This is a genomic window from Bacillus cereus group sp. MYBKT111-2 (assembly GCF_051915205.1).
GTDB classification, from domain to species: Bacteria; Bacillota; Bacilli; order Bacillales; family Bacillaceae_G; genus Bacillus_A; species Bacillus_A paranthracis.
Genome location: NZ_JBQAEG010000004.1, coordinates 342,459 through 364,399 on the forward strand (window position 1 = coordinate 342,459; position 21,941 = coordinate 364,399).

The following is a 21,941-nucleotide window of genomic DNA, read 5'->3' on the forward strand; positions in this document are numbered from 1 at the left end:
AACAAGCAGCATTTCCCTTGCTTGTATCTATCTTTTTTATTTGGATGCCAACCCTTTCCTTATATTAAATGAGTAAATCAAACAAAACAGGATTTTTATTAAGCTCCATAAATTGAATATTATTTTCTTTAAAACGAGTAATTAATTGCTCATAATCTTCTTTATGTTTTAACTCTACTCCGACTAATGCTGGACCATTTTCTTTATTATGTTTCTTAATATACTCAAAGCGAGTAATATCATCTTCTGGTCCTAATCCTTTATCAAGAAATTCTCTTAGCGCACCTGAACGCTGTGGGAATTCAATGATGAAATAATGCTTTAATCCTTCATAAATGAGAGATCGTTCTTTCATTTCTTGCATTCTATCAATATCATTATTTCCACCACTTAGCGTACAAACAACTGTTTTACCTTTTATTTCATCTCTATATAAATCAAGCGCTGCAATAGAGAGTGCACCAGCTGGTTCAGCTACAATCGCATTTTTCTTATACAGTTCTAAAATCGTGGTACAAACCTTTCCCTCTGGTACTAAAACAATGTCATCAATTACATCTTTACAAGTTTCAAATGTTAACTTTCCTACCTTTTTAACCGCTGCCCCATCAACAAAACTATCTATTTTCTCCAATGCGACATTATCATTTTGAAGAAAAGCCTCTTTCATAGATGCAGCTCCCATTGGCTCTACCCCAATGACCTGTGTAGCAGGACTAACACCTTTCACATATGTACCAACACCTGATGCTAATCCACCACCACCAATTGCTGTAAAGATATAATCAACCGGTTTCTCCATATCATGCATAATTTCAACTGCCACTGTCCCTTGACCAGCAACTACGTACGGATCATCAAATGGATGAACAAACGTCATTCTATTTTCTTCACAATAGCGCTGTGCTTCTTGGAAAGAGCTATCAAATGTATCACCAACTAATACAATTTCTGCATAATCACCACCGAAAAATTGTACTTGCGATACTTTTTGTTTCGGTGTCGTTGTTGGCATAAAGATTTTTGACGGAATCTTCAATAAATTGCACGTATAAGCAACTCCTTGCGCATGATTACCAGCACTTGCGCAAACAACACCGTTTTGTAATTGTTCTTTTGATAAACTTTGAATTAAATTGTACGCACCACGAATTTTGAAAGAGCGAATCAATTGTAAATCTTCTCGTTTTACATAAACGTCACAATCATATTTCTCAGATAAAACTGTATCACGTTGTAACGGTGTTTTAATAACGATATCTTTCATGCAATTATGGGCCATTAAGATATCTTCAATTTTCACTCTCTCCTTTACCTTTTGCACCATTTCATATCATCCTTATCTCTTTTTAATTGGCTCAATCAAAATTCGGGACTTTTAAGACTGCACCTGTATTCGCCGACGTTACCATTTGTGCATAACGCCCAAGCCAGCCCGTTTTCACTTTCGGTTCTGGTCGTTTCCATTCTTTTTTACGCTTATCTAATTCTTCGTCACTCACTCTTACTTCTAACACCCTTTCCTCAACATCGATACAAACGATATCCCCTTGTTCAAGAAGTGCAATCGTTCCGCCCGCAGCTGCTTCTGGTGAAATATGCCCTACTGAAATACCACGTGAAGCACCAGAGAAACGACCATCGGTTAACAACGCAACATCTGCACCTAATCCCATGCCAGCAATTGCTGACGTTGGTGCTAACATTTCCGGCATACCAGGACCGCCTCTTGGTCCTTCATAACGAATAACAACTACATCGCCTTTCTTCACTTTCCCAAGCATAATACCCGCAAGAGCCTCATCTTGTGAATTAAAAATAACGCATGGTCCTTCAAATCGTTTTACTTCAGTTGCCCCACTTTTAATAACTGCCCCATCCTTCGCAAGGTTTCCTTTTAATATACGTAATCCACCTTCTTCACTATGAGGGTTTTCAAGAGAATGAATAACTTCCTTATCTTTAATCTCTGCATGAGCAATGTTCTCTCTTAACGTCTGCCCCGTAGCAGTAATACGATCTAAATGAAGTACCCCTTCTTTTCGGCTCATCTCTTTCAAAATTGCACTAATCCCGCCCGCGCGATCAATATCTTCCATATGCCAATTAGAAGCAGGGCTTACTTTACATAAATGTGGTACACGCCTTGAAACAGCATCAATACGGCTCATATCATAATCTAGTCCTGCCTCATGTGCGAGTGCTAATGTATGTAACACTGTATTTGTTGAACCGCCCATCGCCATATCAAGCGCGAACGCATCATCAATTGCTTCTTCTGTTACGATGTCTCTCGGTTTAATATCTCTTTCAATTAAAATCTTTAATTTCTCTGCTGCTTCTTTAATTAACTCCTCACGCCTCGGATCAATAGCCAAAATACTTCCGTTACCAGGAAGAGCTAAGCCTAATACTTCACATAAACAGTTCATAGAGTTCGCTGTAAACATACCGGAACAAGAACCACAAGATGGACAACCATGATCTTCAATATCCTTTAATTCTTCTTCTGAAATTTTCCCAGATTGATACGCTCCTACTCCTTCGAAAACAGAACTTAAATCGACAACTTCTCCTTTAGATGTTTTTCCTGCTGCCATCGGGCCGCCCGAAACAAACACAGTCGGAATATTAATACGTAGTGCAGCCATCATCATACCAGGTGTGATTTTGTCACAGTTTGGAATACAAATCATGCCATCAAACCAGTGTGCATTTACAACCGTTTCTACTGAATCTGCAATGATTTCTCGACTCGGAAGCGAATAGCGCATACCGATATGCCCCATCGCAATACCGTCATCTACTCCAATTGTATTAAATTCAAATGGAACCATACCTGCTGCACGCACTGCTTCTTTAACAAGTTTCCCAAACTCATTTAAATGCTTATGACCTGGAATAATTTCAATAAAAGAATTACAAATAGCTATAAACGGTTTATCAAAATCTTCATCTTTCAAACCAGTTGCTTTTAATAAACTACGATGCGGCGCTTTATCAAAACCTTTTTTAATCATGTCACTTCTCATCTTGTCAAATCCCCTCTTACGTATTTTTCACTTACAATCTATTACTCTATTTCTTTACTAATTCTTTCGGTGCATGAATCCAGCTCATCATTTCACGAAGCTCTGCTCCTACTTTTTCTAACTGATGATTTTGCTCTGCTTTTTTCATCGCATTATACGTTGGACGCCCAGCTTGGTTTTCTAAAATCCATTTCTTCGCGAATTCACCTTGCTGAATTTCTTTAAGTACTCGTTTCATTTCTTTCTTCGTTTCATCTGTAACAATTCTCGATCCTGTTACATAATCTCCGAACTCTGCCGTATCGGAAATAGAATGGCGCATGTTCGTTAAACCACCTTCGTACATTAAATCAACAATTAACTTTAATTCATGTAAACATTCGAAGTATGCAATTTCAGGACGATATCCGCCTTCTGTTAACGTTTCAAAACCAGCTTTCACAAGTGCAGTTACCCCTCCGCAAAGTACTGCTTGCTCACCAAACAAATCCGTCTCTGTTTCTTCTTGGAATGTCGTTTCAATTACACCTGCACGTGTACAACCTACACCTTTTGCATACGCAAGTGCTACATGTAATGCGGTGCCCGTTGCATCTTGATGTACTGCGACTAATGCTGGAACACCATTTCCTTCTTGAAATACACGGCGAACGAGATGACCTGGACTTTTTGGCGCAACCATCGCTACATCTACGTAACTTGGCGGATTAATTTGGCCGAAGTGAATGTTAAATCCATGTGAAAAAAGTAACATTTGTCCTTCACGAAGATTCTCTTCTACCTCTGCTTTATACACATGAGCTTGCTGTTCATCTGGCAGTAACATTTGTACAACTTGCGCGGTTCGAACTGCTTCTGAAACAGACATTACTTCAAATCCATCTGCTTTTGCTACTTCAAAAGACTTACCAGGCCGAACACCAACTACAACTTCCACACCAGAATCGCGTAAATTTTGCGCCTGTGCATGACCTTGAGACCCATAGCCAATTACCGCAACTGTTTTCCCTTTTAATAACTCTACATTTGCATCTTGCTCATAATATGTTTTCATACTCCATACACTCCTTATAATTTGTTTACTTGCAGTACATTGATTAACTTTTTCAACTGACCGACGAGTAATGTTGCTTCTTGTTCTGTACAAACTGCCGTTAACTCCATTTCACTTTCATTTAAATTTAATGAAGAAATATAATAACCACGCCGAGCAAAAATTCCACTTATGCGTAATAAGACATTTGGATCGTTATCGATAACTAATGAAAAAGTATGACTCATTCTTCCCACCTCTTCATAATCATTTCGTTATTCCCTTTATTTGGTGGAACCATCGGAAATACGTTTTCACCTTCTTCTACACAAAAATCAACTACGACAGGTCCTTCATGAGCAAATGCTTCTAACATCACTTGTTTCGCCTCGGTTGAATTTATCGCTCTTAATCCTTTCACTCCATAAGCTTCTGCCACTTTCACAAAATCTGGAGATCCAATTTTCGACTCTGACAATCGGTTTTCATAAAACATTTCTTGCCATTGCCTTACCATCCCTAAAAATTTATTGTTTATAATAAATACTTTTACAGGGATGTTATTTTCAGCAATTGTTTGTAGTTCTTGAATATTCATTTGAAAAGAAGCATCACCTGCAATACAAATAACGAGTTCTTCTTCTTTTGCAAGCTGAGCACCAACTGCTGCCGGGAAGCCAAATCCCATCGTTCCTAATCCACCTGATGTTAGAAAAGTCCGCGGGTTTTTCGCTTTATAAAAATGCGCAGCCCACATTTGATGCTGTCCTACTTCTGTCGTAACAATCGCTTCACCATTCGTTAATTCACTTACTAAGCTAATAACATGCTGTGGTTTTAACTCACTTTCTTTTTGAATATAGGAAAGAGGGTATTCCGCTTTCCATTCCTCGGTTTTCGTAATCCATTCATCTGTCTGTGTACAAATCGGCATATGTAACAACATGTGTAACGCTTTTTTCACATCTCCAACAACTGGATATTCCACAGTTACATTTTTATGAAACTCCGAAGGATCTATATCAATATGTACCTTTTTCGAATGCGGAGAAAAGAGTTCTAATTTTCCTGTTACACGATCATCGAAGCGAACACCTAAAGCAAGTAATAAGTCACATTCTGTTACTGCCATGTTTGCAGCGTACGTTCCATGCATACCGAGCATTCCTAAAAATAATGGATCTCCCGGCGGATATGCACCTAGTCCCATTAAAGTTGACACGACTGGAATACGATTTTCTCTTGCAAATTTGATCAGTTCATCAGATCCATCTGAATGAATGACACCTCCTCCAATATAAAGAAGTGGACGTTTCGCTTTTGAAATTTCTTTCGCTACCTCTCTAAGTTTCATGCTGTCTGGTACGAGTTCTGGTTTGTACCCCGGAATATCAACTTCTTCATTAAAGAAACTGGTGACTTTTGCATTTTGAACATCTTTTGGAATATCAATTAATACCGGCCCCGGCCGCCCGCTTTCGGCGATGTAAAAAGCTTCTTGTACAATGCGCGATAAATGATTCACATCACGAACTTGGTAATTATGCTTTGTAACAGGTACTGTAATTCCAACAACATCTGCTTCTTGAAATCCATCTTTACCAATTAATGACTTTGCAACTTGCCCTGTAATGACAACTAAAGGAATCGAATCCATATAAGCATCTGCTAAGCCCGTAACTAAATTTGTCGCCCCTGGGCCAGAGGTAGCAAAGACTACCCCGACCTTTCCAGAAGCTCTCGCATATCCTTCTGCCGCATGAATAGCAGCTTGTTCATGACGAGTTAAAATGTGCTTTAAACCACTTCCGTATAACGCATCGTACACTGGCAAAATCGCTCCGCCCGGATAACCGAAAACAGTCGTTACGCCTAAATTCTTCAAGCATTGAATAACGTGTCCAGCTCCTGTCACATCTTCACACTGTAATTTCTCATATGTTGTATACTGTTGCTCCATTTTAATTAACTCCTCTCCCTACCTACAGTAAACTTTCCGCCAATCCTGGAACACGTACTCCTCTTTCCCTCGTTAACTTTTTAAATTCCTCTGTCAATTGTTTCGTTACACTTCCTGGTTTCCCATCTCCAATTTCTCTTGAATCAACTTTTACAACAGGAATTAATTCTGCTGCCGTTCCCGTTAAAAATACTTCATCTGCTACATATACGTCATGGCGAGTAAATGGCCTTTCCTCACATGGAATATGAAGTCGCTCACATAGCTCAATAACACTATTTCTTGTAATACCTTCTAATGCTCCTAAATAGGATGGCGGGGTTAATACTTTTCCATCTTTCACAACGAAAACATTATCTCCAGATCCTTCACAAACATATCCTTGTTGATTTAACATAAGAGCCTCTAGCACTCCTGCTTGTGCCGCTTCAATTTTTACAAGTACGTTATTTAAGTAGTTCATTGACTTAATACGTGGGTCTAAAGCATCTGGCGTATTACGTCTTGATGCAACAGATACAACGCTTAATCCATTATCGTAAAATTCTTGCGGGAATAACTTTAATTGTTCTGCAATGATAATAACGCTCGGTTTCACACAACTTCTCGGATCGAGCCCTAAGTCCCCTTTTCCTCTTGAAACAATTAACCGAATATAAGCATCTGCATACTCATTTTTTTGAAGTGTCTGTAAAACTGCTTCTTCCATTTCGTCAACCGTCAGCGGGATTGTAAGTAAAATAGATTTTGCCGATTCATATAATCGTTTTACATGTTCTTTTAAACAAAATACATTTCCACCGTAACTACGAATCCCTTCAAATACACCGTCTCCGTATAAAAAACCATGATCATATACTGAAACAACTGCCTTTTCTTTTTCTACAAATTCCCCATTCATATAAATGTACTGATTTCCCATCTCACATCGCTCCTCTTTTTTTCTCTCTATTTTTGCAATCTATTTCTATATCGATTGCTGAGATGAGTATTTTTAACAGAATATTCAGTATATAATTCTTAAAAATATACTCGTCTCAACAATCGATTACATACATACTTGTAGCAATCCATTGCTGAGACGAGGGAATCGTGGTACCACTCAGCTTCCTTACACTTCTCACGAAATGTAAGCTCTGCAAGTCCAATTAGACTTTTGTTTTTCTATCGGAAACAACTCCGCTACTTTTTACTAGCTTTCAAAAATAGTGCTCCGAGGTGATTTTCAAAGATTTGATTGTTACCACCCTCACAGCCTTTGGGCAGCTCTCTGAAACAATCTTTATCATTTACTCTCCTCTTCTACGCATTCTCTTATTTTTTAAAATAAAAACTCTCGCCTCAGCAATCAACTACTACAATTTAGTAGCTTTGATTGCTGAGGCGAGAGTTTCGCGTTACCACTCAGCTTCCTTATACTTCTCACGAAATATAAGCTCTGTAGGTCCAATTAGACCCCCGTCCTTTTACCGGAGACGATGCCGTCGCCCTCTACTCAGTTTCCCTTTCGCAAGCGATGCTCCGAGGTGATCTTCAATGACTCGATTGTTACTACTCTCACAGCCTTGGAGTAGCTCTCTGAAACGATCATAATCATCTACTTTCCTCTTCTTTGCATATACAACATATAAAGTTAGAAAATTCTTAATTAACTTTCATTTGTTAAACGTATTATAGGACGTTGTTCTTTTCATTGTCAACATATTTTTTCAAAAAAATCAAAATTGGAATACATTACTTACATACACTCATATATTACTTAAGTATGTTTGCATTACTACATAAAGAAAAACTTATAAAGTTTATGAGGAGATGAGGAAACTATGTTAAAAGGGAAAGTAGCGTTAGTTACAGGAGCAAGCCGAGGAATTGGACGAGCGATCGCTAAACGTTTAGCAAATGACGGTGCATTGGTTGCTGTTCATTACGGTAATCGAAAAGATGACGCTGAAGAAACTGTTCATGAAATTCAATCAAATAGCGGACAAGCTTTTTCTATCGGCGCAAATTTAGAATCCTTACACGGTGTAGAAAACCTTTATAACGCTTTAGATACTGAATTACAAAAGCGCACTGGTGAAACACAATTTGATATTTTAATAAACAACGCTGGCATTGGTCCTGGTGCTTTTATTGAAGAAACGACTGAACAATTTTTTGATAGAATGTTTTCAGTAAATGCAAAAGCACCATTCTTTATCATCCAACAAGCTCTATCTCGTTTACGTGACAATAGCCGAATTATTAATATTTCATCCGCTGCCACACGCATTTCTTTACCTGATTTTGTTGCATATAGTATGACGAAAGGTGCTATTAATACAATGACTTTCACGCTTGCAAAACAGCTCGGAGCACGAGGAATAACGGTGAATGCAATACTTCCAGGATTTATCAAAACAGATATGAATGCGGAACTCTTGAGCGATCCAATGATGAAACAGTATGCCACTACTATTTCTGCCTTCAATCGCTTAGGTGAAGTAGAAGACATTGCCGATACTGCTGCATTTCTTGCCTCTCCAGACAGCCGCTGGGTTACTGGACAATTAATTGATGTGAGCGGTGGATCTTGTTTGTAAAAAACATATATTTTCGAATCTTTTTTATTGCGCAATAAAACTTTTTATATAATACTATATAAAACATATATATTTAGGAGGATTACAACAATGTCCGAAATAACATACGAACTCGCAACCTTCGCAGGCGGTTGCTTTTGGTGCATGGTAAAGCCGTTTGATGAACTTCCTGGTATTCATAAAGTACTTTCTGGCTATGCAGGTGGTCATGTAGAAAACCCAACATATGAACAAGTAAAAGCGGGTACATCTGGTCATTTAGAAGTTGTACAAATTACATTTGATCCTTCTATTTTCCCATATGAAAAATTACTGGATTTATATTGGCCACAAATCGATCCAACTGATGATGGCGGACAATTCTTTGACCGCGGTCCATCTTATCGCACCGCTATTTTTTATCATACCGAAACGCAAAAAGAGCTTGCTGAAAAATCAAAACAAACTCTTGCGGAAAGCGGTATGTTTAAAGAGCCAATCGTAACTGAAATTCGCCCGGCTGCACCTTTTTATGAGGCTGAAGAATACCATCAACATTTCTATAAAAAAAATCCAGAGAAATATGCTACTGAGCAAAAAGAATCTGGCCGTGCAGATTTTATAAAAGAAAATTGGCAAAAAAAATAATAAAAATGCATCGTACTTTTTAAGTACGATGCATTTTTATCTTTGAAAAAAGTACCATACAATGATAAAAACAACAGCTGTTAATGTCCAAAGTATTATCTCATTTTTAGTTTTATTCTTTTTATTAGTCATTTTATTTTCTCCTTATAGCTATTTAACATATTCAAGATTTCCTTTGTTTCATTGTCCACCTTATATACGTGAATACATCCTTACAAATTCTTATAACAAGACCACCAACGATTCCGATTGTAATTGAAATTACTAACATCTGTACAAAACTAAGAGTAGTTGTGTATGTTATGTAGATAACAATACATATAAGTAAAACATCCGGTAAAGAAAGTAAAAACTTTTTAAACATTTCTTTAGCTCTCCTATGTTTTATTTATAAATTATATCTTTTAAAAAAGAAATCTATTACCGTTTCTTAAATAAAAAACCTCCAGTTTAAGCACTAGAGGTTTTCCATTTTATTTCTTCAATCTCTCAATAAAATCCTGCAATTTATCAAGTGATTTCATATTCTGATTACAGGCCACGGCATCTTTGCAAATATAGTTTCCCTTTTTCACGAAAGTTCCTGGTATATCACCTTTAATTTCAACTAAAAACATCCCTACCTCTTCATGTCCGTGACATAAAGAACAAATGCTCTTTTTATTTAAACTTTGAAACGTTCCTTGCAGACCAACAAACTTATTTTTATCATTTTTCGCTATAATAAATTTCCTGCTTGACCCTTTATCAATCCAGCTTAAATAAGATAATTCTTTCATGTCCATTTCTTCCATATCAGGAAGTTTTAATTTTTTCACCTTAGGAAATAATTTTTTTAATGTTTGTGCTGTAACTTCCTGAAACGGAATGACGTACGGATTTATTTTCATTAAAAACGATTCTGCGTCTTCTCTATTTTGAACTGTTAATACCGTATCGATTAACTCTTTCTGCTCATCCGTTAAATTCTCAAATACATGTATTATCTTTTCAATTGCTAATGATTTTAACGCTTGAATGACACCTCTATCATTTGCCGTTGCGTGCCCATTCGCTAAAATATAAGCTTGTGATTTTATAAAATTATATTGATCACTTCTAATAAAAGCTTCCATCTTTATCACTCCATACAAATTGTTGATCTAATCTTATTGTATACAATGATTTAGCTTTTTGGTATGTAAAAGATAACTTAGAAATGAATATTACATACATCGATTATATTTTACCGCTCCATTTCCTGACAAAAGAAGCCATCATCTGTTTTCCATTCCGCATATAACACGTCTTCAAATTTAGTAATTCCTTTTTGCTTTATTTGCTTATACAGCCATCCTTCATCAAAGCCCGCTTCTCTCAAATTATCTTTCACTACTTTCCCATCACTAATTAATGAAATTGGTAAGTATACAGGCTTATGCTTTAAACTTAAATCATTTATAGTGGGAGATTCGTATTTACTTTTTTTCAGAACACTTATATTTCCGTTAGGTTCTAATATCATATATTCAACTTCTCGGATTGAAAATATATCTTTTTGTTGCCTAAGCATTTGTTGTAATTGGTTAATGTCCAAATGATTTACACTTAATTGTTCACGATCAATCTTTCCATTACGAATAATAATGGAAGGATATCCTTCAAAAAACCTTCTTGTTCCTCTTATTTTTTGCGTTATCACTTCTATTGTATAAATTAAAATTACCCATACAAATACTGAATATAAAATAGACCACACTTTAATTTTAGGATCATATATTGAATTTCCAACGAGCTCACCAAGAACAATAGCAGAAATAAAATCAAATGGCGTCAGCTGAGATATTTGTGTTTTCCCTAATATTTTTGTAGCAATTAATAGAACAAAAAAACCAATTAAAAGCTCTATCGTTATTTGTCCAATATGATTCATATATGTTCACCTTTCTGCTTTTCACTCAAATGTTCTATTTAGTAAAAAAACGACATATTTTTCTATTATCTTTCCCATTCATAAGCTATATATCCAATAGATACAAAGCAAAAAAGAGTCTAGTTCAAAATAATATTTGAACTAGACTCTTTTTTTTCATTTAGAATACACAATCTTTTTAATCGTTTCTCCGGAAAGAAAATAATCTTCTGCAAGTTGATGAATAGCAATTCCACTTTTAAACGCTTCTTTAATGGCTTTGTTTCTTTCATCTAACTGTTTTCTTCCTCCAGATCGTGTTCCCCATTTATAATGTTTCGTTTCTTGTTTTGGAATGTAAATTGTTTCACCTTGTATATACTTTTGAATTTCAGTAATTAAACTCTCTGGTAAAACTGCCTTAGCTTTTACGTATTTCATTTCTGCTCGCCCCTTATTTTTTATGGTTCATTTCAATAAGGTGCAAAGCCAAATACAAAAAATGATACAAGCTCATTTTGGCGATGAATTGTATATTACTTGTCTACCTCACGCAAAGTATCGCCATTTCCATACTTGGCTTTGCATGAGACGCTGCAGTGTCTGGCAATTGAATTATAATCGCCATGTAAACACCTCCTAATATACCTTTTTCATTACATTATATGATAAATTCCTTCCCCTTGCATCCACATCCTTTTTAAAGCATGAAATTACTTAGTTTGATATAATACTTTTTAGTCCAATCAAAAACTATAGTGAGGTTGCTTTATGAAAAAGAAAATAATCATTACAATCATTACATTATTCATTATTAATATAGCATTATTCGGAACATACAAATTGATGAATGCAAGAAGCTTTCAATTATTTGGAGATTTAACAAATCGAGTAGAAACAAATGAAAAGGTGATTGCTTTAACTTTTGATGATGGCCCTACTAACAATGTAAAACAAATATTACCGCTACTAGATACATACAATGCAAAAGCTACTTTCTTTTTAATTGGAAATGAATTAGAGAAAAACCTATCGTTAGGAAAATCTATCGTACAATCTGGACACCAAATTGGAAACCATACATATTCTCATAACAGAATGGTTTTTAAAACACCTTCTTTTATTAAAGAAGAAATAGAAAAAACGAATGCATTAATCCGCCAAACAGGATTTACAGGCGCCATTGATTTTAGACCACCTAACGGGAAAAAGCTAATTGGTCTGCCCTATTATTTAAATAAAAACAATATCGAAACAATCACCTGGGACCTTGAACCTGATACTTTTTATAAATCTGCTGCTGATAAAATTGAATATGTTAATAAAAATGTAAAACCAGGTTCTATCATTTTACTGCACTCTATGTATGATGAGTCTAATGAAAGTTTACAGACCATTGAAGGTATTTTAGACTCTTTATCTAAGAAGGGCTATCAGTTCGTAACAGTAAACGAACTACAAAAAAGAACAAAGTAAAAAAGGTAGCGTATCATACAATGATACGCTACCTTTTTGTTTAAATAATGCCAAGTACATTTAAGAATACGATAATAATCGCAATTGGTGCGATGAAGCGAAGTAAGAATAACCATAATACAAACAATTTATAGCCTTTATTTTTACTTACACCAAGCTCTTTCATTAATACATCTTTCTTCATTTTTAAAGGAACAAAGATAGAAACTAATAAAACACCAAGTGGCATTAATACGTTACTAACTGCATAATCCGCTAAATCAAAGACTGTCTTTCCGAAAATCTTCAGATCGCTTAATATACCAAATGACAATGCCGATGGTACTCCTACAACGAAGATTAATAAACCTACGATTAAAGCCATTTTTTCACGTTTCCCTTTACCTTTTGCAGTTAAAGATGCCACGCTAATTTCTAACATCGAAATCGCTGATGTAATAGTAGCAAAGAAGAATAGTAGTAAGAAAACGATGAAGAAGAATTTTCCGAATGCCATTTTACTAAAAATAGCTGGCAGTACGATAAATAATAGTCCCGGTCCTTGAGATGGTTCCATTCCAAATGCGAACACTACTGGGAAAATTGCAAGTCCTGCAAGTAATGTAATTACAAGCGTTAAAGCTACGATAGAAAATGCTGAACGCGGTAAACTTTCCTCTTTCGGTAAGTATGAGCTATACGTTACCATTACTGCTACTCCGACTGATAGTGAGAAGAACGATTGTCCCATCGCATATAAAATAACTTCTGATGTTACATGTGAGAAATCAGGTTGTAAGAAGAAACGAACCCCTTCTCCTGCACCATCTAACGTAAGTGCACGAACGATTAATACAAAGAATAAAACGAATAGTGCTGGCATGAAATATTTATTTACTTTTTCAACACCATTTTGTACACCTTTACTTACGATAAAAATAGTAATAAGGATGAATAATAGCTGTGATCCTACTGCTAAATACGGATTGGAAATGATTTCACCAAACGTAGCTTCGTATGCGCCATTTCCTTCCCATAGTCTACCTGTAATTGCATTCCATAAATATAATAAAATCCAGCCTCCTACAACACTGTAGAAAGAAAGTAATATGAAACAAGTTACAATCCCTAATTTCCCTAACCATGGCCATAATGTTTTTGGTGCGATTTCTCTATACGCATCAACAGCCTCTTTTTGTGTACTTCTTCCAATTACGAATTCAGCTAATAATAGCGGTAAACCAATTAATAATGTGAAACCGATGAAAATAAGGAAGAACGCGCCGCCCCCTCCAATTCCGGCCATATACGGGAACTTCCAAATTGCCCCTAGACCAATCGCTGAACCTGCCGCAGCTAATACGAAACCTAATTTCGATGTCCATTGCTGTGAATTCATTTGTTAATCTCCTCTCTTTATCTTTTTCTGTTTTACAATTCGGTATTTATATTGTTCTATCCACACTCTTTTCTAATACGTTCACTTCCTCTCTACTAATAAAAAACGCCCCTACGTAAATACGTAGGGACGACAAAAATATCGCGGTACCACCCTAGTTATGAAGATACACCAAAGTTAGGACCTAAATAAAAAACGTCCCTACGCAAATACGTAGGGACGATAAATTATCGCGGTACCACCCTAGTTATGAAGCCACAACAAAGTAAGACCTAAATAAAAAACGTCCCTACGTAAATACGTAGGGACGATAAATATCGCGGTACCACCCTAGTTGTGAAACAATCTTCACCACTTTATTTGATAACGGTATAAACTACCGTCTTTCATTTCCTCATAATGTGAGATTTATGAAAGATGCTCCAGGACGAACTTCATGAATAATCTATATACTGATTCACACCAACCATCAGCTCTCTGTAATAGGGAGATATTCACTACTATACCCTTTCATTGCCCAAATATTATTTTCCGAATTGATTACTATCATTTTTATCACACATTAAAAATAGTGTCAACTTATATTTTGAATTTTTACGTATTACATTCTATTTGAAAATGTAAAATATGACTTTTAAGTGAATAATATTAGAATATTTATGTTCCATACTATATTAACTACTCTAACAGGTTTATAGTAATATACGATAAACGTAAGACAGCACGAGTAGGAGGAAAGAATTTTGTCTACTTCAAAAGTTTTAAAAGGAACTGCTTTATTAAGCGGCGCAACAATGATTTCACGTATATTAGGTTTTATATACTTCTTCCCTTTTCAACTATTAGTCGGAACACAAGGGGTCGCTTTATATGGATATGCATACTCTTGGTACGGAATTTTATTAAGCTTTTCAACTGCCGGCATCCCTATTGCCGTTTCCAAATTTGTTGCAAAGCATAATGCGCTTGGTGATTATAGTACAAGCAAAAAATTATACAACTCTAGCGTAAAATTAATGTTGTTTATGGGATTTTTAGGGTTTTTAGTTTTATTTATTGGAGCACCCTACATATCACAATTTATTATTCGCTCGAAAACGCCAGATCCACAATTTATCGCTGACGTAACACTTACGATGCGAGCATTAAGTTTTGCACTTATTATCGTACCAGCTATGAGTGTTACACGTGGTTATTTCCAAGGTTTTCAACATATGAAACCAAGTGCTGTTTCTCAAGTCGTGGAACAAATTGCACGTGTTGTTTTCATTTTAGTTGGTAGCTTTATCGTCTCAAAACTATTAGGAGGTTCCGTAGCCTCTTCTGTTGCAGTTGCTACGTTTGGAGCTGTTATCGGAGCACTTGCAAGTGTCTCTATTTTAATGATGTACTGGAAAAAATATAATGGGTTAAAACCTCCCGAAGGTGAATTAAAATCAAGAACATCCCATATCCCATTAAAAAATATTTATATAGAATTACTTCGCTATGCAATCCCAATTGTATTTGTCGGCATCGCAATTCCACTTTACACGTTAGTAGATCAATATACTGTAGCTGATGTCCTTAGGGCGATGGGAGAGCCGTTAGAAACAGCAAATGCAGTTTTCGCTTATATAACGAACTATGCCCAAAAGTTAATTATGATTCCAGCTTCACTTGCAACTGGATTCTCCTTAACGATCATTCCGGCTATAACGAAATCTTATACAAGCGGGAAATTAGAAGAATTACAAGAACAAATTTCAAAGATATTTCAAGTCTTGTTATTCTTCACAATCCCGGCTGCATTTGGTCTTGCTAGCATCGCTTACGATGCATTCCGCATGGTTTATGTAAATCCTGAAATCGCACTTGGTGGATCACAATATTTAATTTCATTCGCACCGTCTGCTATATTAAGTGCGATTTTCACAGTTTCAGCAGCTATTTTACAAGGAATCGATTATCAACGAAAAACAATGATTGCATTCTCAGCCGGAATTCTCGTTAAAGTTGTAGTAAATACACCGCTCTTACATTTATTTGGCGGACACGGTGCTGTACTTGGAACCATTCTTGGATACCTCGTTTCCAATAGTATTATGTTGTACTGCATCGTTAAGTTTGCGAAATTTAAAATTGGTGAGACAGCAAAAACAGTATTTCTTATTACAATTTACTCCGCAGCAATGTCTGCTGTTGTGATGGCATTAAAATCAATTTTAACATGGTTAATTCCTGGACAAACTTATATGGAATCACTTCTCATTGTCGTTATATGTGGCGCTGTAGGAGGGCTTGTTTACCTTTTATTCGTATTAACAAGTGGACTTGCTTCACATATTCTCGGTGATAGAATTCAACGCTTACCTATACTGGGGAAATTAGTAAAATAAAAAACAAAGAGATGTAACAAGGGTTACATCTCTTTGTTTTTTATTTCGCATATTGAATACGCTTTTGCTGTTCAGCAATATGTAATTCCGGAGCATGGTGTTCTACTAACTGTAATAGCTCCTCGATTAACACTTCTAACTCTTGTACACTATACTCCGGTTTCCCTATTAACGTATTCGTCATACGCTCATATAAGTTTTCAGGCTTAATAATCATTCGTTCCACATTATATGGCATCCATTTAAACGCCGGGTGATGTACATACATTTTATTCAAACCAAATAAGACCCCAAATATATTCCTTTGTGCTTCACAAATAACATCATATAGCATAAGCCAATCTTTTCGTTTTAAAAGCGCCTCTCGATTATGCCAGCGATTGCTTAACCAAAGATTTTCTGAAATCATCCGTTTCGCTAGATTTTCTGGATATGCTACCACTCTATCTTTTAATTCATTCACTTTCTCTTCCCCATACAAACTAACACCGTCATGCACGGATGATACAATACATTGTTTTTCATAACTTATATCATATTGATCCACCACATCCGAAATCACTTTCTTTACTGTTTCTGTTAAAAAGTTACTAATCTCTAATTTAATTCCTTCTTTCGTCAAATACGTTTCCGACCATTCTTCTTCTTCATAAGGATGATATGACAAAATTGTTCCACCAATATAGTTAATAGGCCCTTTACGATCCTCATTCTCTGGTGGCATTGACCATAAAATATGTAGTTCTATATCTGAATGTTCATCTTCTAGCTTTCTAGCTACTGAACCGGCTAAAATAATAGCCTCCACTTTTGGGTTCTTCCTATAAATCTCTGACATTTCTATTACTTTCTCTTTTAATCCCACTTCATTTCCCCCTATAATTGCATTACAGCCTTATTTCATTTATTTATTTCGATATTACACATTTTATTCCCTTTTCAAAGTTCCACTACATCATATTTCTACCCAATAACGTTGTACAATTTCCCCAGTATGAGAAGAAACTACTTCATTTTCTAACACACCGCCAACCTTTTGAATCGTTTTAGCCGAAGCGATATTAGCTTTATCACAAGTTATTAACACTTTCTGCAATCCTAATTTTTGTGCTTCATCCAATGCAAATTGTAGTTGTTTTGTAGCGTAACCTTGGCGACGTTTATTTGGATGGACACTATATCCAATATGACCACTTTCCCGCAATAATTCTGAGTTTAGTCGATGTCTAATATTTACAAAACCTATAAGTTCCCCTTTTTCAAAACTTAAAAATTGGCTAGACGGTACTCGATTACCTTGTAAGTTTTCTCCCGCTTCTTGTATACTCACTTTTTCAAACCATTCATCGAGAGAATCAAAATTTTGTAAAGAACTACTGCCGTGTGGTTGTTCATCAGCATGTAAAAACGCATCGCGATACTCCATAATTTGTTTGCTATATTCATATGTTGGTTTTAATAGTTTCATTGTGCTTCTCCTCTCTAAATAACCTACAACAAACCCCTTAATAGCTCTCTTTCACCATTAAGGGGTTTCTATCATTTTCATTCAAATAATCCCATACTCAAATAACGCTCACCTGTATCAGGTGCAATACATAAAACTTTTTTACCAGCACCTAATCGTTTCGCAATCATAATCGCTGCGTAAACAGAAGCACCAGAAGACGGCCCAACTAATAATCCCTCTTGTCTAGCTAAGTTTCTCATTGTCGTTAAAGCCTCTTCGTCTGCAATTTGAATAATTTCGTTATACACTTCTGTATTTAAGTTTTTTGGGATAAACCCTGGACTTGTTCCTACTAGTTTATGAGGACCTGGAACACCTCCGGATAAAACAGGAGATCCTTTCGGTTCTACTACTGCAACATATAAATTGGGTAGTTTCTCTTTTAACGTTTCACCAGTCCCAGTAATCGTTCCGCCTGTTCCTGCCGTTGCTACAAATGCATCAAGCTCTCCATCCATTTGTTCATAAATTTCAAGTGCAGTTGTATAACGATGAATATTCGGGTTTGCTGGATTTTCAAATTGCTGCGGAATAAAACTATTTGGAATTTTCTCTTGCAATTCTAACGCCTTCGCAATTGCCCCTGGCATTCTTTGTTCTGCTGGTGTTAAAACTACTTCTGCTCCGTATGCTTTCAATAAATTTATACGCTCTTTTGACATATTATCTGGCATAATTAAAATCGCTTTATATCCTTTAGCTGCTGCGTTCATTGCTAAACCAATTCCTGTATTCCCGCTTGTTGGTTCAATAATTGTATCCCCTGGTTTGATAAGACCATTCTCTTCTGCAACGTGCAATAAATTATAGGCAGCACGGTCTTTCACACTGCGTGATGGATTAAACATTTCTAGTTTTACATACACATCTGCTGCGTCTTCTGGAATAAATTTAGATAAACGGACGACAGGTGTATCTCCTATTAATTCTGTAACATTTTCACATAATTTCATAGTGCATCCCCTATTCTATCGTTTTCTTATCACTTGGTAATAACCAAGAAGTAAGTCCAATTAATGGTAGACAACTACATAGTAACATAATGAATTGTAGACTATATATGTCAGCCAATTTCCCAAGAACTACAGAGCCTAAAGCGCCGAGTCCAAACGCAAGCCCTACAATTAATCCAGATACCATTCCTACTTTTCCAGGAACAAGCTCTTGCGCATATACAACAATTACACTAAAACTACTTGAACTAATAAAACCGATACATAAAAATAGCGGTATGACCCATACGAGCGAAACGTGGGGTAATAAAAGTGCAAGTGGGGCTGAACCTAGCATTGAAAATACAATAATTGTTTTCTTTCCAAATCGATCTGCTAATGGACCACCAAAGAAGGTTCCTAACACACCAGCAATCATAAATGCGAATACGAAATACTGAGCATTTTTTATAGATAAACCGTAATGCTCAATTAAGTAAAATTGATAAAAATTCCCGATACCAGCACCGTACCAAGAGCGTACAAAAGTAAGGAAAACAAGAAGTAAAATAACAAATTTAATATGTGTACTTACAATCGCATTTTCCGCCTCAAGCGCAGCCCTCTTTTTTCTTCTCACAGCGCCAGTCGCTAATTCATTCCTATACCAATTTGATACGAAAATTAATAATACAATCCCTACTGCTGCAAAGGCCGTAAAACCTAAAGAACCAATTTGCCCAAGTGGAACGAAAATTAACGCTGTAAAAATAGGAGCTAGAGAATTCCCTGTATTTCCTCCCACTTGATAAATCGCTTGCGCTAAACCTCGTTTCGTCCCTGCTGCCATATAAGCAACTCGGGCGCCTTCTGGATGAAAGACTGCGGAACCTAATCCGATAAATAAAACAGAAATAATAACAATAATAAAGTTCGGTGCAAACGCGAGTCCAATCATCCCAAGCATACTCGAAAACATTCCGAGCGGTAATAAAAATGGTGACGGTTTCTTATCCGAATACATACCAAAAACCGGCTGCATAATCGATGATGTCATATTTAACGCAAACGCAATCCACCCTACTTGCATATAGGATAAATTCATCGTTTTTTCCAAAATAGGAAACAACGCGGGCACAACTGCTTGCATCGAATCATTTAGAAAATGACCGAAACTAATCGCAAATAATATTCGATATATTGTCGGTGTTTCTACTGTATTTTTTTGCGAAACTGCCTGCATATGTGAATCTCTCCTTTCTGTACAAAATATATATTTATTACAGTAGGTGTAATAAATTCTGACTTTTGAAACATTTCTATTCTATACTGGTTTCATTTCTTTTTCCAGAAATATCACTTTTTAAATAATATATTTTCTCTATATGTTTTATCGGATTTATTTATAGAAATTTTCTATATTTTCTTTTATACTAAGGCAGAGATGAAGGAAAGGATGACAACTATGAAGAAAAAAACAAAAGGAATCGTTGCACTCTCAATCACATTATCTATGTTTTTAACAGCATGTAGTCAAAAACAAGAGGCAACAACTACTGGAGAAAAGAAAAAAGAATCTTCAAAACAAGTATTAAACATTGTAGAAGCTGGGGAAATTTCTACACTTGATTCATCTATCGCAACCGATGGGTTTTCTTACGCTGCTTTAAACAACGTAATGGAAGGATTATATATGCCTGGGCCTGACAATAAACCTGTTCCTGCAGCAGCTGAATCATACAAACTGAGCGAAGACGGAAAAACATATACATTTACATTACACGATTCAAAATGGTCAAATGGCGATCCAGTAACTGCTCATGATTTTGAATATGCATGGAAACGTGCCGTAAATCCAGAAACTGCTTCTGAATACGCACATATTATGTTCGATATTAAAAACGCAGAAAAAATAAATAAAAAAGAATTGCCAATTGACTCATTTGGTGTAAAAGCAATTGACGATAAAACATTAGAAGTACAGTTAGAACACCCTGTTCCATACTTTTTAGGTTTAATGGGATTTGCAACATTTTATCCTCAAAACAAAAAGGTTGTAGAAGCACAAGGGAAAAATTACGGACTTGAAGCTGCAAATGTAGTTTATAACGGACCTTTCCAATTAAGTGAATGGAAACATGATACAAGTTATAAAATGACAAAAAACCCGAACTACTGGGATAATAAAAATGTGAAATTAAATGAAATTAATGTAAATATCGTAAAAGATACTTCAACAGCTGTTAATTTATTTGAAAGTAAACAAGTAGACCGAATTACGATCAATTCAGAGTTTGTTGATAAATATCAAAAAGATCCGAGCTTAAAGAAGATGGAACGTCCTTCTGTAACGTTTTTCCGATTTAGTCAAAAGAACCCTTTGTTAGCAAACAAAAATGCTCGTAAAGCTATTTCGCTTGCTTTTGATAAACAAGGAATCGCAACAACGATTTTAAACAATGGTTCTATACCTGCGAATGCATTCGTTCCAAAAGGATTCGTAAAAGGACCTGACAATAAAGATTTTCGCAGTACAAGTCATGTAAAAGTAGAAACAAATGTGAAAGAAGCTAAAACACTATGGGAAACTGCGAAAAAAGAAACAAATTTACAAAACGCTTCTCTTTCAATCATAACAACTGATGAATCTAACGATAAAAAAATTAGTGAGTTTTTAAAAGGTGAACTGGAGAAAAACTTACCTGGATTAAAAATCACATTACAACCACTTCCAGTAAAAGCATTTTTAGATCGTGAAGGAAATGGTGATTTTGAAATTTCACTTTCTACATGGGGACCAGATTATCCTGATCCTACAACATTTTTAAATATGTTCGTCACAGACGGACCGTTTAATAAGATGAGTTACTCAAACAAACAATACGACGAATTAATTGAGAAAACGAGCTCTACTTTAGTAACTGACTTACCAGCACGTTGGAAAGCGTTCCAAGATGCTGAGAAAATCTTACTTGAAGATGATGCAGCTATCGCTCCAATCTTCCAATCAGGACTTGTATATTTAGAACGTCCAACAGTAAAAGGTGTTGTTGTTCGTCCATTTGCAGGAATTTATTCTTATAAGTGGGCCTCTATTACGGAATAAGAAAAAGGCGATCCTAAAACATTTTAGGATCGCCTT

The 21,941-nt window shown here is 35.9% G+C and carries 20 protein-coding genes and 3 other annotated features; of the genes, 5 read left to right on the forward strand and 15 right to left on the reverse strand.

Annotated elements, in window-relative coordinates; translation table 11 throughout:
- Positions 1 to 64 precede the first annotated feature (64 nt).
- From ilvA to ilvE, 6 genes are read right to left on the reverse strand one after another with little or no spacing between them, the layout of a single operon-like run.
- Positions 65 to 1,327 (reverse strand): threonine ammonia-lyase IlvA, encoded by a 1,263-nt coding sequence (gene ilvA, locus ACTFNE_RS14025; RefSeq protein ID WP_046197705.1) that lies wholly within the window; start codon positions 1,325 to 1,327, stop codon positions 65 to 67.
- 31 nt (positions 1,328 to 1,358) lie between these two features.
- Positions 1,359 to 3,032, reverse strand: a complete 1,674-nt coding sequence (ilvD, locus tag ACTFNE_RS14030) for a dihydroxy-acid dehydratase (RefSeq protein ID WP_046197706.1) — start codon at positions 3,030 to 3,032, stop codon at positions 1,359 to 1,361.
- A 46-nt stretch (positions 3,033 to 3,078) separates the two neighbouring features.
- Positions 3,079 to 4,086 (reverse strand): ketol-acid reductoisomerase, encoded by a 1,008-nt coding sequence (gene ilvC / locus ACTFNE_RS14035; RefSeq protein WP_270704764.1) that lies wholly within the window; start codon positions 4,084 to 4,086, stop codon positions 3,079 to 3,081.
- Positions 4,087 to 4,100: 14 nt separating this feature from the next.
- Positions 4,101 to 4,313: an ACT domain-containing protein gene (locus ACTFNE_RS14040; RefSeq protein WP_000019906.1), complete on the reverse strand. Its 213-nt coding sequence runs from the start codon at positions 4,311 to 4,313 to the stop codon at positions 4,101 to 4,103.
- Positions 4,310 to 6,025: an acetolactate synthase large subunit gene (ilvB, locus tag ACTFNE_RS14045; RefSeq protein WP_270704765.1), complete on the reverse strand. Its 1,716-nt coding sequence runs from the start codon at positions 6,023 to 6,025 to the stop codon at positions 4,310 to 4,312. Before ilvB ends, ACTFNE_RS14040 begins: the two co-directional genes overlap by 4 nt.
- 22 nt (positions 6,026 to 6,047) lie before the next feature.
- The gene (ilvE, locus tag ACTFNE_RS14050) at positions 6,048 to 6,947 is read right to left on the reverse strand and encodes a branched-chain-amino-acid transaminase (protein ID WP_000528129.1); all 900 of its coding nucleotides are present in this window, start codon (positions 6,945 to 6,947) and stop codon (positions 6,048 to 6,050) included.
- 152 nt (positions 6,948 to 7,099) lie between these two features.
- Positions 7,100 to 7,339 (reverse strand) — a binding site (T-box leader).
- A gap of 62 nt (positions 7,340 to 7,401) precedes the next feature.
- Positions 7,402 to 7,647, reverse strand: a binding site (T-box leader).
- 201 nt (positions 7,648 to 7,848) lie between these two features.
- Here ilvE and ACTFNE_RS14055 point away from each other — a divergent pair.
- Both ACTFNE_RS14055 and msrA read left to right on the forward strand, forming a co-directional pair.
- Positions 7,849 to 8,607 (forward strand): SDR family oxidoreductase, encoded by a 759-nt coding sequence (locus ACTFNE_RS14055; protein WP_270704766.1) that lies wholly within the window; start codon positions 7,849 to 7,851, stop codon positions 8,605 to 8,607.
- A 90-nt stretch (positions 8,608 to 8,697) separates the two neighbouring features.
- Positions 8,698 to 9,234, forward strand: coding sequence for a peptide-methionine (S)-S-oxide reductase MsrA (gene msrA, locus ACTFNE_RS14060; protein WP_046197711.1), 537 nt, complete (start codon positions 8,698 to 8,700; stop codon positions 9,232 to 9,234).
- A 163-nt stretch (positions 9,235 to 9,397) separates the two neighbouring features.
- Here the strand turns inward: msrA and ACTFNE_RS14065 are convergent, their stop codons facing one another.
- The 4 genes from ACTFNE_RS14065 to ACTFNE_RS14080 all read right to left on the reverse strand — a co-directional run bounded on the left by ACTFNE_RS14065 (position 9,398) and on the right by ACTFNE_RS14080 (position 11,566).
- Complete coding sequence (locus ACTFNE_RS14065; protein WP_000473064.1) at positions 9,398 to 9,598, reverse strand: hypothetical protein; 201 nt, start codon at positions 9,596 to 9,598, stop codon at positions 9,398 to 9,400.
- 109 nt (positions 9,599 to 9,707) lie between these two features.
- The gene (locus tag ACTFNE_RS14070; protein WP_000387076.1) at positions 9,708 to 10,349 is read right to left on the reverse strand and encodes a FusB/FusC family EF-G-binding protein; all 642 of its coding nucleotides are present in this window, start codon (positions 10,347 to 10,349) and stop codon (positions 9,708 to 9,710) included.
- A gap of 110 nt (positions 10,350 to 10,459) precedes the next feature.
- Positions 10,460 to 11,146: a DUF421 domain-containing protein gene (locus ACTFNE_RS14075; protein WP_001015532.1), complete on the reverse strand. Its 687-nt coding sequence runs from the start codon at positions 11,144 to 11,146 to the stop codon at positions 10,460 to 10,462.
- A gap of 156 nt (positions 11,147 to 11,302) precedes the next feature.
- Entirely contained in the window at positions 11,303 to 11,566 is a 264-nt protein-coding gene (locus ACTFNE_RS14080) for a CD3324 family protein (RefSeq protein ID WP_046197712.1), read from the reverse strand.
- A 330-nt stretch (positions 11,567 to 11,896) separates the two neighbouring features.
- Between ACTFNE_RS14080 and ACTFNE_RS14085 the strand changes: the two genes are divergently transcribed.
- Positions 11,897 to 12,601: a polysaccharide deacetylase family protein gene (locus ACTFNE_RS14085; RefSeq protein ID WP_270704769.1), complete on the forward strand. Its 705-nt coding sequence runs from the start codon at positions 11,897 to 11,899 to the stop codon at positions 12,599 to 12,601.
- A gap of 40 nt (positions 12,602 to 12,641) precedes the next feature.
- On the opposite strand, the gene ACTFNE_RS14090 is transcribed toward ACTFNE_RS14085, so the two are convergent.
- Complete coding sequence (locus ACTFNE_RS14090; protein ID WP_001088182.1) at positions 12,642 to 13,979, reverse strand: sodium-dependent transporter; 1,338 nt, start codon at positions 13,977 to 13,979, stop codon at positions 12,642 to 12,644.
- A gap of 300 nt (positions 13,980 to 14,279) precedes the next feature.
- Positions 14,280 to 14,502, reverse strand: a binding site (T-box leader).
- A 220-nt stretch (positions 14,503 to 14,722) separates the two neighbouring features.
- Here ACTFNE_RS14090 and ACTFNE_RS14095 point away from each other — a divergent pair.
- A complete protein-coding gene (locus ACTFNE_RS14095) occupies positions 14,723 to 16,357 on the forward strand; it encodes a putative polysaccharide biosynthesis protein (protein WP_270704771.1) in 1,635 nt (544 codons plus the stop codon).
- A 40-nt stretch (positions 16,358 to 16,397) separates the two neighbouring features.
- Here the strand turns inward: ACTFNE_RS14095 and ACTFNE_RS14100 are convergent, their stop codons facing one another.
- The 4 genes from ACTFNE_RS14100 to ACTFNE_RS14115 all read right to left on the reverse strand — a co-directional run bounded on the left by ACTFNE_RS14100 (position 16,398) and on the right by ACTFNE_RS14115 (position 20,042).
- Entirely contained in the window at positions 16,398 to 17,222 is an 825-nt protein-coding gene (locus ACTFNE_RS14100; RefSeq protein ID WP_439998117.1) for a DUF4037 domain-containing protein, read from the reverse strand.
- A gap of 90 nt (positions 17,223 to 17,312) precedes the next feature.
- Positions 17,313 to 17,825, reverse strand: coding sequence for a GNAT family N-acetyltransferase (locus tag ACTFNE_RS14105; RefSeq protein ID WP_000771318.1), 513 nt, complete (start codon positions 17,823 to 17,825; stop codon positions 17,313 to 17,315).
- Positions 17,826 to 17,902: 77 nt separating this feature from the next.
- Positions 17,903 to 18,820 (reverse strand): cysteine synthase A, encoded by a 918-nt coding sequence (cysK, locus tag ACTFNE_RS14110; RefSeq protein WP_000762261.1) that lies wholly within the window; start codon positions 18,818 to 18,820, stop codon positions 17,903 to 17,905.
- Between the two features lie 10 nt (positions 18,821 to 18,830).
- Positions 18,831 to 20,042, reverse strand: coding sequence for an MFS transporter (locus ACTFNE_RS14115; protein ID WP_270704773.1), 1,212 nt, complete (start codon positions 20,040 to 20,042; stop codon positions 18,831 to 18,833).
- A gap of 222 nt (positions 20,043 to 20,264) precedes the next feature.
- Here ACTFNE_RS14115 and ACTFNE_RS14120 point away from each other — a divergent pair, with 222 nt between their 5' ends.
- Positions 20,265 to 21,905, forward strand: a complete 1,641-nt coding sequence (locus ACTFNE_RS14120; RefSeq protein WP_270704774.1) for a peptide ABC transporter substrate-binding protein — start codon at positions 20,265 to 20,267, stop codon at positions 21,903 to 21,905.
- The last annotated feature ends 36 nt before the right edge of the window (positions 21,906 to 21,941 follow it).